A 16,793-nucleotide genomic window follows, 5' to 3' on the forward strand; every position below is an offset into this window, starting at 1 on the left:
CTCTACAATTGTCTTTCTAAATTCTTCTGTATAATACTTTTGCCCTTTTGCCATTGTAGACACTTCCTTCCCTTTTTATATTTTAAGGTGTTCGGCTTTTTGTGTCTACACTAATATACTAACACCAATAGGTCAATTCAAGAAAATATTAAAGGAATGCGCGTGGTAAAATCTTTTGTTCGTGAAGATTATGAGCAGAAAAAATTTGAGGCAGCAGCTGAGGATGTATGTGCTGATTTTACAAGGGCAGAACGTATTTTAGCTTTTAATGGACCGTTAATGCAATTTTGTTTGTATGTAGTTATGGTTTTTGTTTTATCTTTTGGCTCCTATACTATTATAACTAGTAAAGGGTTAGAATTTGATATCGGACAGTTTTCGGCTATATTAACATATAATTTTATGATTTTAAGCAGCCTTATGATGCTTTCAATGGTGTTTGTTATGGTTACTTTGGCTGGTGAATCTGCTAAGCGTATAGTTGAAGTATTAAATGAAAAAAGTACATTAACAAATCCTGAAAATCCAATATATACAGTTAAGGATGGTTCAATTTCATTTGAAAATGTTAGCTTCAAGTATTCCGAAAAAGCGGAGAGAATGGTTTTGTCTAATATAAATTTACATATAAAATCTGGCGAAACAATTGGAATTATAGGAGGAACAGGATCTTCAAAATCATCACTTATTCAGCTAATTCCACGTTTATATGATGCAACTGAAGGAGTTGTAAAAGTAGGAGGTATAGATGTAAAAAATTATGATTTAGATAGCCTTAGAAATCAAGTCGCTGTGGTATTACAGAAAAATATTTTATTCTCAGGAACTATTAAGGAAAATCTCCGTTGGGGAAATAAGTATGCAACTGACGAAGAATTAGTTGAGGCTTGCAAACTTGCTTGTGCCGATGAATTCATCAATCAATTTCCAATGGGCTATGATACATATGTAGAGCAAGGTGGAGCCAATTTATCAGGAGGTCAAAAGCAAAGGCTTTGTATTGCAAGAGCATTGCTTAAGAAGCCAAAGATATTAATTCTTGACGATTCTACAAGTGCTGTGGACACTAAGACAGATGCCAAAATTCGTAAGGCATTTCACGAATATATTCCAGAGACAACCAAAATAATTATTGCACAGAGAACAGCTTCTGTTGAGGATGCGGATAAAATAATAGTTATGGATGGAGGTTACATTAAAGGCATCGGAACCCATGAACAATTATTAATTGAAAATGATATTTATCGAGAAATATACTATTCTCAAAATAAGGCAGGTGATCAAAGTGAAAATTAATCATACTAAAAATAAAAGATCGATCATCTTTCGTTTATTCAAAGATATATTTGAGTTTTATCCCATAATGTTTCCAGTTATAATTTTATGTATCATATTTAACGCAGCTATAAGCTCTATTCCTGCTGTATTTATGCAGAACGTTATTGCTGTTGTGGAAAAAAGTTGGCAAGCCGGTGACTGGAATGCGGTAAGAGAAAAGATATTACATTTTGTTGTTATATTAGCAGTATTTTATGTGTTATCTCTTATTAGCAGTATTGCATATAATCAGATGATGGCAATTATTACTCAAGGAACTTTGAAAAAGTTCCGTATAAAAATGTTTAACAGGATGCAAACATTGCCAATTAAATATGTAGACACAAATAATCACGGCGATATCATGAGCTATTATACAAATGATATTGATACATTACGACAGATGATATCTCAGAGTTTTCCGCAGCTTATGGTATCTGCCATTACAGTAATTACTGTGTTTGGCATTATGATGTATTATTGCATATGGCTAACGCTTGTTGTCGTTATTGGTGTGGCTATAATGCTTTTTATTACAAAAAAACTTGGCGGTGGTTCTGCAAAATTTTTTATTAAGCAGCAGAAGGCTCTTGGTCATCTGGAAGGTTTTGTAGAAGAAATGATGAATGGACAAAAGGTAATCAAAGTATTCTGTCATGAAGATGAAAGCAAAGCAGATTTTGATAAGCTTAATGAAGCGTTATTTGACGATGCGAGAGCAGCAAACCAATATGCTAATATATTAGGCCCGATTTTAAATAATATTGGTAATGTATTATATGTTATTGTTGCAATTGCGGGTGGTGCTTTATTGATTACCGATGTTCCAAATTTAAGTATTTCAGGACTTGCTATGGGAATTAGTATTGTTGTTCCATTCCTAAATATGACAAAACAGTTTGCTGGAAATATTAATCAGGTGTCTCACCAGATAAATGCTGTTGTTATGGGGATTGCTGGAGCACAGAGAATATATGATTTGATTGATGAAGAACCGGAGCAAGACAACGGATATGTTACCTTAGTAAATGTTCGTGAGGAAAATGGTGAGTTAATTGAATGTAAAGAGAGAACAGAAGTTTGGGCTTGGAAGCATCCTCACAGCAGTGATGGCTCTATAACTTACACCAAATTAGCTGGTGACGTACGACTATTCAATGTTGACTTTGCATATGAACCTGGAAAAACCATTTTACACGATATTAGCCTTTACGCAAAACCAGGGCAAAAAGTAGCCTTCGTTGGTGCAACCGGTGCTGGAAAGACAACTATTACAAATTTGCTTAATCGTTTTTATGATATTGCTGATGGAAAAATCCGTTATGATGGCATTAATATCAATAAAATCAAAAAACCGGATCTTCGTCGTGCCATTGGCATGGTTTTACAGGATACCAATCTTTTTACCGGTACTGTAATGGATAATATACGTTATGGTAGACTGAATGCAACCGATGAAGAATGTATTGCGGCCGCAAAGCTTGTAGGTGCAGATGATTTCATTTGTCGTTTGCCAGATGGTTATCATACTATGATTACTGAAAATGGTGCAAACCTATCCCAAGGACAGAGACAGTTAATTTCTATTGCCAGAGCGGCTGTTGCAGATCCTCCGGTTATGATTTTAGATGAAGCGACATCCTCTATTGATACAAGAACTGAAGCCAATGTTCAGCATGGAATGGATGCTCTCATGAAAGGAAGGACAGTATTTGTAATTGCTCATCGTTTGTCTACAGTTAAGAACTCCGATGTTATCATAGTACTGGATCATGGACGCATTATTGAACGTGGCAATCATGAGGAGTTGCTAGCTAAAAAAGGTCAGTATTATCAATTATATACTGGTGCATTTGAGCTAGAGTAAATATAATATTTTTTATTGAAGAAGTGTGTGACAATAAGGTAATAAGCCTATGTTACACACTTTTTTATTAGTGTGACATCTCTTGAAAATATATAATTTTTATTACTATTTTAAAACTAGTCTTTTTTAAGGCATTGACCCTAACATTATGTCATAGTGTAATATAAAGTTCAGGAGTTAACAATGCTGATAAAACTCGTGCTAGCAGAGTATAAGAGAGTATTGAAGCTCTAAAATGAAAGTTGAAGGTGAGTTTATGAGAACAGTAAAACAAGTTTCGGACTTAACAGGAGTCAGTGTACGTATGCTACATTACTATGATCAAATAGGACTGTTGAAGCCAAGTGCAATTACAAAGGCAGGTTATAGGCTTTATGATGATGAAGCCCTTGTAATTTTGCAACAGATTTTATTTTTCAAAGAGCTGGATATACCACTAAAAGAAATTAAAGAAATCATGATAAATCCTAATTTTGATAAAATGCAGGCTTTGGAGAATCAAAAAAAGTTACTTATTATAAAACGCGATAGATTGAATGGCTTAATAGAGCTTATAAATAAAACTTTAAAAGGAGAGAATAATGTGAGCTTTAAAGAATTTGATATGACTGAATTTTTTAATATATTAGAAAAGTATAAAAAAGAAAATGCAGATAAAATAATTAAAATTTATGGAAGCATAGATAAATATAATGAGTATATTGAAAAAATGAAAGCTAGAGAGGCCAATATTGCTAAAATGGCCATAAAAGAATATGGAAGTATAAGAAAATATACTGAAATTGTAAAGGCGAATTTAAATAATGACATAGTAATAACCAGATCTGAACAGATAGATCAGTTTAAAAGAGACTGTCTTAATGACAATCATCCTAAGTTAAGAAACCTATATAAGAAACTTACAGCTGATTTAAATAAAGATCCTTACTCAAAGGAGGTTCAAAAAATTGCTGGTGAAATAACTAATATAGCTAAAAAGGATTATGAAGTCTTTAAAAATAATATGGGAGATGATTATTGGTATTTTATGGTGAAGACTTATTTATTATTTCCTGCCTGGATACAAGAAGTTGATAAAAAATACGGAAGCGGTGCATCTAAATTTATTGGAAAAGCTTTAAAAATTTATTTAGGAGATTATGAACCTAAATTAGAAACACTGCATAAAAAACTTACAGATGACTTAAGTAAAGATCCCTTATCGGAGGAAATTCAAGAAATCGTATCTGAAATAGTAGATGAAACACAAAAGCAGAATGAAGCTTTAAAAATAGAGGTTGGAGAAAATTTTTGGAGCTATCAAGCAGAACAGTATTTGTCTGAGCCTATTTTAATAAAAGTAATAGATAATAAATATGGCGATGGTTCATCTAAATTTATTGGAGAAGCCATAAAGTTTTATGCTGAAAATAACAAGTAATTTGACACGATGTATTGATAATCATAAGTCTTATAAAATTTTAACATACAAAGATGTTGGCAAAGAGTTATGTAAAATAACGTGTTGACAAAAATGGGAAAATGATATATATTATTATTAAACAAAGTATTCCTATAAATTTACTAGGGAATAAAAATGCTATGACAAGAAATAGTAGCATAAGATAAACTGACAGAGAGGGATCCTCAAGGCTGAAAAGGATCTTCAGTGTAACTTATGTGAATGCATCTTTGAGCACTGCTTCGAAATTTAGTAGACGGCAGCGGGTACGCCCGTTAAAGCGTTAGGATATGTCAGTATCTGATTTAATAAGATGCTAAGGTATTTTATACCTTTAGTAATTAGAGTGGAACCGCGGAATAAAACTTCTGCCTCTATGTTTAGAGGGGGAAGTTTTTTGTTAAATAAAAATCTAGATTTTTATTTTCGGCATATGCTTAGGAATTTTAGTAATACTCATTTTAAAATTATAAAAATCGGAGGGATAGTAATGGAAATTGAATCATTATTAATACATGGAGGAATAGATGGAGATGAACATACTGGCGCAGTAAATGTACCTATTTATCAAACTTCTACTTATAAACAATCTAAATTTGGAGTTACTAAAGGCTATGAATATTCAAGAACAGGGAACCCAACTAGAGAAGCGCTAGAGAAGCTTATTGCGGATTTAGAGAATGGATATGCTGGTTTTGCTTTTGCTTCAGGTATGGCAGCTACAACATCAGTGTTATCCTTATTTAAAGCAGGTGACAAAATTCTTATACCTAATAATTTATACGGCGGAACATTTAGAGTTTTGGACAAGGTATTTAATCATTTTGGAATAAGTTACAGCATAGTCAATACCACAAGATTGGAAGAGATAAAAAATGCCATTGACGAAAAAGTAAAAGCGATTTTTATAGAAACTCCTACAAATCCATTAATGGATATAACTGATATTAAAGAAGTTGCAAAGATAGCTAAAGAGAACAACATTTATACAATAGTGGATAACACTTTTATGACTCCATATCTTCAAAAACCAATTTCTTTAGGAGCAGATATAGTTATTCATAGTGCCACTAAATATCTAGGTGGCCACAGTGACGTTGTATCAGGACTAGTAGTTGTAAACAGTAAGGAATTGGCAGAAAGATTGCATTTCATACAAAACTCAACTGGTGGGGTATTGTCACCATTTGATTCCTTCTTGCTAATAAGAGGAATAAAGACTTTAGCAGTTAGAATGGATAGACATAATTTAAATGCTAAAGTAATTGCTGAATTTTTAAATAGTAGAAAAGAAATAGAGAAAGTTTATTATCCAGGTTTTGAGAGCCATCCAGGACATGAGATACAAAAAAGACAAGCTAAAGGATTCGGTGGAATGATATCCTTTGTTATTAAAGAAGGATATGATTATAAGAAATTCGTTGAAAATCTTGAAATGATAACTCTTGGTGAAAGTTTAGGAGGTGTGGAATCACTTGTATGCCATCCAGCTTCAATGACACACGCTTCTATACCTTATGAATTGAGACAAAAAGTTGGCATTGTAGATAATTTAATTAGGTTATCTGTAGGAATAGAAAATACAAATGATTTAATAAGAGATATAGAAAATGCATTAACCCAAAAATAGGAGGAATTAAAATGAAAAGAAGATTATTTATTGGAGCTTTATTAACTTTAGCTTTGGCTTTAGGGATTACTGGATGTGCATCAAATAATAAACAAGCTGATAATAAAGGGGCACAAATTGCAAACAATAATTTATTACAGACAATTAAAAGTAATGGTGTTATCCGTATAGGTACTGAGGGAACCTATGCTCCCTTTACCTTTCATGATAGTAATGGAAATTTAACAGGTTTTGATGTGGATATAGCCAATGAAATAGCAAAACGTCTTGGAGTAAAAGTTCAATTTATTGAAACAAAATGGGATGGTATGTTCGCAGGATTAGATGCAAAAAGATTTGATGCTGTTGTAAATCAAGTTTCAATTAATCCTGATCGTCAAGCAAAATACGATTTTTCAACCCCTTATATAGTATCAAAAGCAGTTTTAATTGTTAGAAATGATAACCAAGATATTAAAGGTTTTGAGGATTTAAAGGGTAAAAAATCTGCTCAAACTTTAACAAGTAATCTTGCAGATATTGCTAGAAAGTATGGTGCTAATATTGTTCAATCTGATGGATTTAATCAGTCTATTGACTTAATAACTTCAAAGAGAGTGGATGCTACAATTAATGATAATTTATCATATTTGGATATGAAAAAACAAAAACCAGATGTACCAATAAAAGTTGTTGCAGAGTATGATAATGCAGAACAAAGTGCTGTTCTATTTAATAAAGGAAACAAGGAATTAGTTGATGCAGTGAATAAGGCACTTGCTGATATGAAAGCTGATGGAACTTATTTGAAAATTTCTGAAAAATGGTTTGGTACTGATGTGTCAAAATAGTGTGGTGATAATATGAATTTTGATGAAAATACATTAAGAATAATACACATACTTAAAAGCTCATTTTTGCCATTATTAAAGGCGGGATTACAATACACAATCCCATTGACTCTTGTATCTTTTATATTAGGTTTAATTCTTGCCTTGGCTACGGCTTTGGCAAGAATATCAAATTTTAAGCCATTAGTGTTAATAGCAAAGTTTTACGTTTGGGTTATAAGAGGAACTCCATTACTTGTACAATTGTTTATCATATTTTATGGACTTCCTGCAGCAGGCATAACATTAAATGCTTTAACAGCTGGAATAATAGGTTTTACATTAAGCGTAGGAGCGTATAACTCTGAAACTATAAGAGCTGCGATTTTATCTATACCTAGAGGACAGTGGGAAGCAGCATATTCTATAGGAATGACTAATAGTCAGGCACTACGTAGAGTAATCATACCTCAGGCAGCTAGAGTTTCCATACCACCATTAGCTAACTCTTTTATTAGTCTTGTTAAAGACACTTCACTTGCTGCTGCAATAACTGTTACTGAAATGTTTCAAGTTGCTCAGCAAATAGTAGCTTCAACTTATGAACCTCTTTGGCTTTACTGTGAAGCGGCACTTATTTATCTTATGTTCTGTACAGTATTATCAATGCTTCAGCAAAAAATAGAAAAAAGACTTCAACGATATGTGGCCAGGTAAATCATAGATAAATATCATTAGCCTTTGTTTATATTAATAAGTCCAGGAGGAGAATTTATGATAAATATTAAAAACTTACACAAAAGTTTTGGTGATAACGAAATTTTAAAAGGTATAGACTTACAGATTAATAAAGGAGAAACTGCAGTGATTATTGGACCATCAGGTTCTGGGAAAACTACTCTTCTTCGCTGCATGAACTTATTAGAAATTCCCGATAAAGGTTCCATTTCAATAGGAAAAAATGAACTTATTTTTGATGGAAATAAGAAAGTTACTAATAGTGAAGTAGTTGCCTTGCGAAAGCAGACTGGAATGGTATTTCAAGGATTTTATCTGTTCCCTCATATGACAGTTATTGAAAATATTATGGAGGGACAAGTAACGGTACTAAAACGTTCAAAGGAAGAAGCTCGACAAAAGGGACTTAAGCTTTTAGAAAAGGTTGGGCTTCAAGAAAAAAGTGAGACATATCCTTATCAGCTTTCGGGAGGGCAGCAGCAAAGGGTTGCTATTGCTCGAGCTATGGCTATGGGACCACAGGTTCTGCTTTTTGATGAACCTACATCAGCTTTAGATCCAGAGTTAGCTGCAGAGGTGCTAAAAGTAATGAAAGAGCTTTCTAAAGAAGGAATGACAATGGTGGTAGTTACTCATCAAATGAGTTTCGCTAGAGAAGCAGCTCAAAAGGTTATATTTATGGAAAATGGTTTAATTGCTGCTAGTGGTACTCCAAAGAAAATATTTGAGGATAAAAATAACGAACGCTTAAAGCAGTTTTTAAGTGTATTAGATCACTAGATTATGTTTTGGTAATTAAAGTAGAACCGCAGAATTTTACTTCTGCCTCTAAACATAGAGGCAGAAGTTTTTTTGCTTGCATAAAATTTAAATTTTTATTATTAATGTATAAATATAAAAAAAGGTTTAAATTCCTGAAATATGATAAAATAATCATATAATACATATTACATAAAGCTTATGTAAGCAGGAGGCATACTATCAATGATAAAAGAAGGAATTTATGAACAGGTCATATGCGAGAAGCTTAAAAATAAATTAAGAGAATTAGATTTAGACAAGTATCTTCTTAAAAAAGAAACTATATACGTAGAATAAGCTAAAACTATATTAACCAGTTATATGTCATCAGTATTAAAATAAGAATTATTACCACTTCCTATATGGGAGCCACTGACTATAAAGCTATAGAAGAACTTAGCAAGCTGAAAAATACAAAAATAAAATTTTAAAATAGCATCAACGACTTAAAATAGATATAACAAATATAAGTAATAAATGGAGCGTGTTTGTATGGTAGATAATATTATTAAATCAGTAGCAGAGAAATTATCTTCTCTGCCTTATATAGAAGGTATTGTATTAGGTGGTTCACGTGCAAGAGGTACTCATACGGAAGATTCGGATATAGATATTGGTATCTACTACGATTCACAAAACTTTGATTTAAAGGCTATTAATCAACTTGCAACAGAGTTGGATGACGAGCATAGAAGCAACTTAGTTGTACCTCCCGGAGCATGGGGTTATTGGGTTAATGGTGGCGGATGGTTAGTCATAGACGGTTATCATGTAGATATAATTTTACGCGATATAAGACGAGTGAAACAAGTAATAAAAGATACGGAGCAAGGAATTTTTACTGCTAATTATCAGGCAGGGCATCCTCATGGATATATAAATGCCATGTATCGTGGAGAATTAGCCATTAGCAAAATATTATATGCTAAGAATGAAAGCTTATGGAAATTAAAAAAACAGGCAGAAACTTATCCAGCTGCTTTGAGGGAAAAATTAGTTGACTTTTTTATGTTTGAAGCAGGATTCTCTTTAATGTTTGTAAAGGCAAATTTAAGAGCAGAGGATAGATATTATATTGCAGGTCATGTTTTTCGTATTATTTCCTGCTTAAATCAAGTGCTATTTGCATGTAATAACGCTTACTGTATCAATGAAAAGAAAGCTATAAAACTGATTGAAACTTTTGAATATAAACCTAGAAAATATGTGCAAAAGGTTAATCGTATTTTTGAGATGCTTGGTCTTTCCCTTATTGAATGCTACGACATGACTGGGAAGCTTTATGATGAAGTGAAGCAGATTGTATCAAAAATAAATTAATAAATCGACTATATTATGCACAGATTGTCAAGTGAGTAAACACATCCTTTGATAATATTGATAATGGAAGGAGGTCGTTTGATGGATTCATTAAGTAATATGAATAAAATTTTGACATATATTGGAGAGCACCTAACGCAAATATGGCTATGATTACACCTTGTAAATGCAAGCCAATTGTACGTTTAAATGACGGAGCTAAAAAACTTTCTAAGGGTAACTACAATGCGGATTTTAATGGAAAAGGATACTTAGAGGTAAAAGAGCTTTCCGATACCCTTAATTCTACTGCAATCGAGCTTTCAAAGGTTGATGAGTTGCGGCGGGAACTTATTGCAAATATATCACATGATTTAAGAACACCTCTTGCCTTAATTTATAGTTATGCCGAAATGATGCAGGATTTTCCAGATGAAATCACCACAACACAGATTCACACCATCATGTCGGAAACAAAAAGGCTTTCTTCTCTTGTAAATGATATTCTCGATGTATCTAAGCTTGAAACTGGAACAATGGAGCTTCATATGCATAAATATAACCTTACTGAAAGTATTTACGAAACAGTTGCACGTCTTTCAGAGCTTTTGAGAAATGACGGCTATTCTATTGAGTTTCAACATTCTGAAGATGTATATGTCATAGCGGATGAAGCAAAAATTACACAGGCTTTATATAATTTGCTTACTAATGCTGTTAATTACAGCACAGATGACAAGCATATTGTTGTAAAACAAAACAGGGTGCAAAATAGTGTACGAATTGAAGTTCATGATCATGGCGATGGCATTTCACCGGAAAATATTCCTTATATTTGGGATAGATATTATAAAGTTGATAAAAAGCATAAACGGGCAATAACAGGAACAGGACTTGGGCTTTCCATCGTGAAAAAGATTTTTGAGCTTCACGGCGCTGAATATGGTGTGGAATCAGAAATTGGAAAAGGATCGATCTTTTGGTTTCAGTTAGAAATAAAATCTCCTTTTGGCAGTTTATACTTTTAAATGTATAAAACATTGTAATATACAAATATTGTTTAGAAGATATTATACTGACTTGTTTTTCAACACTTTATAATTGAATAGTAAGAGAAAACTTGCCCTTTCTTGAGTGGCGGGTTTTTTATATTTTAAACTCAACTATTAGGATGGTATATGATTTCATTAAATATATATATGGTTTAGTTTATTATTTAAAAAATATTCAAAATTAATACAAAATATTGTATAATAATACTTAAAATTAAAATGGAGGAAAAATAATATGCTTAAAAAGTTAATAAAAATTTCAATTATTTTTTTATTTATAGTGTTTGTACATGTAGATGCAAAAGCTGCTGAATCAACTGATATTAAAAAAATATATCCAATCAAAGAATTAAAAATCACTTTTAATCAAGAAATTTCATTTGATTCAGCAAAAGAAAATATTAAAGTAAGAGATTCTAAAGGACAATATGTAGATATTACTTTAGGTTTAGGACAAGATAAAAAGAGTATTATAGTAAATCCACCTAAAAACGGCTATGAAACAAGTAAAAAATATACTTTATATGTAGATTCAAATATTAAATCAAGTAATGGAAAATGCTTGAATAAGGGCACAGAATTTGCTTTTTATGTAGAAGGGTATCAGCCAAAATATTATATGAATATTGTAGATGATGTTACGATGAAAAAAGCAGATGAAATAATAGCAAGTGTTATAAAACCGGGAATGACTGATTTTGAAAAAGAATTAGCATTACATGATTATGTAGTTGCACATACTGAATATGATTTTATTAATTATATTAACAATACAATACCTGATGATAGCTATACTGCATATGGAGTATTGATAAAAGGTATAGGTGTATGTGAAGGTTATTCTGAAGCTATGGCTCTTCTTTTGAATAAAGCAGGAATAGAGTCTATTATAATAGTAGGGCGCGAGATGAATCATGCATGGAATCTAGTTAAGATAGATGGAAGTTGGTATCATTTAGATGCAACTTGGGATGATACTACGAGTTCATCAGGACTAATACAAAATCATAGTTATTTTAATCTTACGGATTATGAAATGGAACTTGATCATTCATGGGATAGAACTATGAGTCCTGTATGTAATAATGTAAAATATACTTATAATAATTATTTATATTGTAAAAAAAATAATATTTCATTGGATAATCCTAGTAGAATTATAAGTGGTATAGTTACACTTCCTAATGGAGATATAGCTGATAAAGACATTACTGTAGAAGTTATTGCTGATTCACTAGAGAAAACTGATGATTATGAAAGTTATTATAAAGGAGGAACAAGAGTAATAATATCAAAAGGTTGTAATTCAGCAGAATACTCAATAATAGTACCTAATTTTAGTATGGGTTATATATTAGGGTATCGATTACTAACAAATGTTGAAAATAAGTATAAATCATATGCATACTATAGGGAGAATACAGATCCACGTGGAGGAATAACATATCCAGAAGGACAAGAACCAGAAATTATATATTATAAAAATGGTGCAATGAGTACAGACTATCCAAGTGGGACTCCACAAGATGTTAGTTCAGGAAATAAAACGGTTAATCTGATGTTAGTACCATATGAACAAAACGATTTTGAAGATTTTATTATCAATTAGAAAGAATATATTCTCTATAGAGAGTTTGACATAAAAATAAGATATTATAACGCCTCCCTATATTAGGGGGTATATTTTTACACAAAATCAATTATTTTAATATTATTAAAATATTGAGCTTATTTAATAAAAAAAATTCCTATACTAGAAAAAAGTTTGAAATATTATATCATAAGATGTATAATAGTATTGTTAATGAATTAACAATATTTATGGGAAGAGGGTATATATTATGTCAGTTATAAAAATGCTACGTGCTCCATTAAAATACGTACAAGGAAAAGGTGCTTTATTTAATTTTTATGATGAAACAAAAGACTTGGGAAATAATTTCTTATTTATTTGCAGTAACAGTGGATACAAAAATTGCTCTGAAAAGATAAAAAAGAGTTTTGAGGGAACAGATGCAAAGCTGCGTTTTGAGATTTTTGGTGGAATTAGTTCTAATTCTGAAATTGAAAAGATGAGAGAAATTGTTAAAGAAGATAAAATCGATGTTGTTGTAGGAGTTGGCGGCGGTTCAGCAATTGATACTGCTAAAGCAACTGCATATTATGAAAATTGTCCAGTAGTAATTGTACCTACTGTATGTGCAACTGATGCACCATGTACTGGTCTTTCAGTTATTTATAATAATGACGGTACATTTGATACTTATTTATTTTACCCAAGAAACCCAGAAGCAGTTATAGTTGATTCTGAGATTATTGCTAATGCCCCAGTAAAATTTTTAGTTGCTGGAATGGGAGATGCACTTGGTACTTATTTTGAAGCAAGAGCTTGTGTAAGAACTGATTCACCAAGCTTAGAAAATGGAGGAATAGCATTATCTGCTATGGCCCTTTGTGAGCTATGCTATAAAACACTAATTAAATGTGGCTATCAAGCAAAGTTAGCTTGCGAAAACCATTTAGTAACTCCAGCACTTGAAGCAATTATAGAAGCTAACACATATTTAAGTGGTGTTGGTGCTGATAATGGTGGACTAGCAGCAGCTCATTCTATATACAATGGATTCACTGCATTACCAGAATGTGAATCTACTATGCATGGTTCATTGGTTGCCTTTGGTACTATTGCTCAATTAATTTTAGAAAATGCTCCAAAGGAAGAAATAAAGGAAGTAATGGACTTTTGCTATAGTGTAGGCCTTCCAATTACACTAGAGGAAGTTGGAGTAACTGATGTAACAAGAGTTTGTATTGCTGCTGAAAAGGCATGCATCGAGGGTGAAACAATACATCACATGGCAGGAGATGTAACACCAGATCAATTATATGATGCTCTACTAACAGCAGACTTGTTAGGGAGAGAGTATTTTAACAAGTAAATAATAGATGCCATAGTTAGTGGGATCGTTGATTTTCCTAATTCTACAATCTATTTAGAAAGTTTTCTAAATAGATTGTAGAAAATTATATTTTGGGATTCGCTTACCTAAGCCAATACTAAGTGAATATCTACAAAAGGTTTGTTTTTTAGTAAACTTCATATTAAACTATATCATCTAACCCGTTAACGGTAGCTTGTTCATTCTCATCAATGGGAATTATTATACACTTTTTGCCATCAATTATTTCAGATTTTATTTGAGGTATTTTTTCAGGTTTTACTTTAAGTACAATGTCATATTCGGAAGAAACTTCATCATTTTCTTGTTTAACTTGCTGTAGTTTAGTTTCAAGTATTTCTATCTGTTTCTGAAGATTTTCTTCTTTTTTTAGCTGCTCATTTGCCTTAAGTGCCTTTGAATCAATTAAGTTTTCGGCTAAAGGAAGATCATCTCCAAAGTTTTCTACATAAGAATTTTCAATTTTAGCGGTAATTTCTTCAGGAACTCCGCTTTCTATTAAAAGGTTTTGTATATGATCTTTTGTCAAGGTTATAGGTTCACAATATGTGTCTTCATATGTAGCAGTATATTCCTCTACCATAGTATTTAGATTTTCTTGCACTTTCATAAAAATTTTATCAGCTTTTTCTTCATCAGCGCTAAAAGAATCTTTAATAATTGATTGAAATGTTTCTTTCTGTATAGTAGCAGTTTGTTTTGGATAACAGCCTAAAACATTTTGCATTAATTCAGGGTGTGTATTCTTTGCATTTTTTGTATAATACATAATAGAATTAATATCTGCACTACGATCAATAAAAGCAGGAAATACAAATCCATTAGTTGGCGCCTCAACAACCCAATCTCTAATACGTGCTTTTATTTTATTTTCTTCTTCAAAGTATCCAAGACCTGGTTCAGAAAGTGAAACAGGGCATATGGCACATAATATATATTCATAAACTTCTTCAGATTCATCTATCTTTAGATTATCCTTAGTTTTAGTAATAACGTCATAAGCGTCGTGGAAAAGAAGTATTATAAAGTTACCAGTGTAATCATAATTATCTATAATCAAATCATAAAAAGCATCAAGGATAGCATCATCTTTTAACTTGCTATTTCTAAGTTGCATAAGAGAAACTTGTTTTTCATTTGTAAGATCTTCATTAAGTGGGAAGTTAAGTTCTAAAATGTTATTTCCAATAGTTCCTGATAGAACCTTTTTAGCGATTTCTAAGTACTTAAAGTATTCCTCCTCTTCTAAATTTAAAAACGTTTCTCTAAACTTTAAAATAATATGCTTTTCTCCATTAACATAGCAGCCGCACATTTTAGAGAAGGTACAGTGATCTTTTTTTAAACGTCTTTTTAACTCAAGTATATCTTTTTTTCTCATATCTAAACCCCCCAATCTAGTAATGTCTATTTATAGATTAATTAATATCATTATTTAAGTATAGTATTTTTTTTGTATTAATTAAAGATTTTTATCTCCTAGGATATAGATGCATGAGATAAACTGCAGGTGCAATCTTGTAAGTCACAGAAATAATAAGAGGATGTCTCTATTATAAGGACATCCTCTTATTTATGTAATTTACTTTGTATAGTTATCGAAATAACCTTTAATGTAGATTATTGGAGTACCTTTATCTCCACTACCAGAAGTTAAATCGGATAATGAACCGATAAGGTCTGTAAGTCTACGAGGTGTAGTACCTTGTGATTCCATCTTACCAACTAAGTTTTCTTCTTTATTTCTAATATATTCAGAAATAGCTTTTTTTTGCTCTTCTCCACTAAGATGAGAGAAATTGTTATCTGCTAAGTATTTTAATTTTACTTCATTTGGTGTACCGTTAAGTCCTTTAGTGTAAGCAGGAGATACCACTGGATCTGCAAGTTCCCAAATTTTGCCCACTGGATCTTTGAATGCACCATCTCCATAAATCATTACTTCCACTGTTTTGCCTGTTAATTCTTTGATCTTAGATTGAATAGTATTTACTATTGGTTGGCAATTGTTTGGGAAAAGTTTTATGCTGTCCTCAGTTGCTTTATTTGATCCAAGGAGACCATAAGCTTCGTTAAAACCACTGCCATTAATTGGTGATGTAAGAATATCATCTAGGCCGTAAACTTTTTCTGCGCCATTATTTTTTAATATGCGTTTTGTACGGAAACGTGTATGAATATCGCAAACTAATACACTTTTTGTGTAGTCTAAGATTGTTTTTGTGTTGTTTGAAAATATAACTTCACAAGATACCCCTTCAGCTTCGATTAAACTTTTATAATATTCAATATAGTCAACACCTGTGAAAGGATGTTTATTATAACCGAAATGTTGACGGAATTCAGATTCTGTTAGAACATCTGTCCATGGATTTACCCCTTTAGCATCTAGTTCCTCAATATCTACAAGATGATTACCAACTTCATCAGATGGATAGCTTAACATTAAAACTATCTTCTTTGCTCCTTTTGCAATTCCTCTTAGACAGATCGCAAATCTGTTACGGCTAAGAATTGGGAAAATAACACCAATTGTGTCATCACCAAATTTAGCTTTTATATCAGATGCAATATCATCAATAGTTGCATAATTTCCTTGTGCACGAGCTACAACAGATTCAGTTATAGTTATAATATCGCGATCTTCAATAGAAAAACCTTCGATTTTAGATGCATTTAACACAGTATTAACTACTATTTCATCAATTTTATCGCCTTTGTTAATAATTGGTGCGCGAAGTCCGCGTACTACTGTTCCAACTACTCTTTCCAATTTTATCTCTCCTTTAATAAGGTATATTTTATTTATAGTATGTTCTAAATTTAAACCCTACTTTACTATAACTTATAGTTATGATATAAGTAAAATTAATATTAAT

12 protein-coding genes, 1 pseudogene and 1 other annotated feature are annotated in these 16,793 nt (G+C 31.8%); of the genes and pseudogenes, 11 read left to right on the top strand and 2 right to left on the bottom strand.

Annotated features, from left to right (window positions below):
- Nucleotides 1–114 precede the first annotated feature (114 nt).
- The 11 genes and pseudogenes from CPAL_RS01805 to CPAL_RS01860 form a co-directional block, all read left to right on the top strand.
- Nucleotides 115–1,296: pseudogene (locus tag CPAL_RS01805) on the top strand (ABC transporter ATP-binding protein); the annotation flags it as partial.
- The gene (locus CPAL_RS01810; RefSeq protein ID WP_207644341.1) at nucleotides 1,235–3,184 is read left to right on the top strand and encodes an ABC transporter ATP-binding protein; all 1,950 of its coding nucleotides are present in this window, start codon (nucleotides 1,235–1,237) and stop codon (nucleotides 3,182–3,184) included. The pseudogene CPAL_RS01805 and the gene CPAL_RS01810, both read left to right, overlap by 62 nt.
- A gap of 256 nt (nucleotides 3,185–3,440) precedes the next feature.
- Nucleotides 3,441–4,604, top strand: a complete 1,164-nt coding sequence (locus CPAL_RS01815; protein WP_061857608.1) for a MerR family transcriptional regulator — start codon at nucleotides 3,441–3,443, stop codon at nucleotides 4,602–4,604.
- A gap of 152 nt (nucleotides 4,605–4,756) precedes the next feature.
- Nucleotides 4,757–5,004 (top strand) — a binding site (T-box leader).
- Nucleotides 5,005–5,115: 111 nt separating this feature from the next.
- Complete coding sequence (locus CPAL_RS01820; protein ID WP_061857607.1) at nucleotides 5,116–6,255, top strand: bifunctional cystathionine gamma-lyase/homocysteine desulfhydrase; 1,140 nt, start codon at nucleotides 5,116–5,118, stop codon at nucleotides 6,253–6,255.
- 11 nt (nucleotides 6,256–6,266) lie between these two features.
- Nucleotides 6,267–7,085: an amino acid ABC transporter substrate-binding protein gene (locus tag CPAL_RS01825; RefSeq protein ID WP_061857577.1), complete on the top strand. Its 819-nt coding sequence runs from the start codon at nucleotides 6,267–6,269 to the stop codon at nucleotides 7,083–7,085.
- Nucleotides 7,086–7,097: 12 nt separating this feature from the next.
- Nucleotides 7,098–7,781: an amino acid ABC transporter permease gene (locus tag CPAL_RS01830; protein WP_061857576.1), complete on the top strand. Its 684-nt coding sequence runs from the start codon at nucleotides 7,098–7,100 to the stop codon at nucleotides 7,779–7,781.
- Nucleotides 7,782–7,838: 57 nt separating this feature from the next.
- Nucleotides 7,839–8,582 carry an amino acid ABC transporter ATP-binding protein gene (locus CPAL_RS01835; protein WP_061857575.1) on the top strand — a complete coding sequence of 248 codons (744 nt, stop codon included), beginning with the start codon at nucleotides 7,839–7,841 and terminating at the stop codon, nucleotides 8,580–8,582.
- Nucleotides 8,583–9,095: 513 nt separating this feature from the next.
- Entirely contained in the window at nucleotides 9,096–9,923 is an 828-nt protein-coding gene (locus CPAL_RS01840) for a nucleotidyltransferase domain-containing protein (protein ID WP_106023995.1), read from the top strand.
- Nucleotides 9,924–10,066: 143 nt separating this feature from the next.
- Nucleotides 10,067–10,930: a HAMP domain-containing sensor histidine kinase gene (locus CPAL_RS01850; RefSeq protein WP_106023996.1), complete on the top strand. Its 864-nt coding sequence runs from the start codon at nucleotides 10,067–10,069 to the stop codon at nucleotides 10,928–10,930.
- 259 nt (nucleotides 10,931–11,189) lie between these two features.
- Entirely contained in the window at nucleotides 11,190–12,563 is a 1,374-nt protein-coding gene (locus tag CPAL_RS01855) for a transglutaminase domain-containing protein (protein ID WP_106023997.1), read from the top strand.
- Nucleotides 12,564–12,795: 232 nt separating this feature from the next.
- Nucleotides 12,796–13,893, top strand: coding sequence for a glycerol dehydrogenase (locus CPAL_RS01860; RefSeq protein ID WP_106023998.1), 1,098 nt, complete (start codon nucleotides 12,796–12,798; stop codon nucleotides 13,891–13,893).
- 163 nt (nucleotides 13,894–14,056) lie between these two features.
- On the opposite strand, the gene CPAL_RS01865 is transcribed toward CPAL_RS01860, so the two are convergent.
- Entirely contained in the window at nucleotides 14,057–15,295 is a 1,239-nt protein-coding gene (locus CPAL_RS01865; protein WP_106023999.1) for a DUF4317 domain-containing protein, read from the bottom strand.
- Between the two features lie 201 nt (nucleotides 15,296–15,496).
- Entirely contained in the window at nucleotides 15,497–16,687 is a 1,191-nt protein-coding gene (locus tag CPAL_RS01870; protein ID WP_061857572.1) for a coenzyme F420-0:L-glutamate ligase, read from the bottom strand.
- Nucleotides 16,688–16,793: the final 106 nt, after the last annotated feature.

The organism is Clostridium thermopalmarium DSM 5974 (assembly GCF_002995795.1).
In the GTDB taxonomy this organism is placed as follows: Bacteria; Bacillota; Clostridia; order Clostridiales; family Clostridiaceae; genus Clostridium_H; species Clostridium_H thermopalmarium.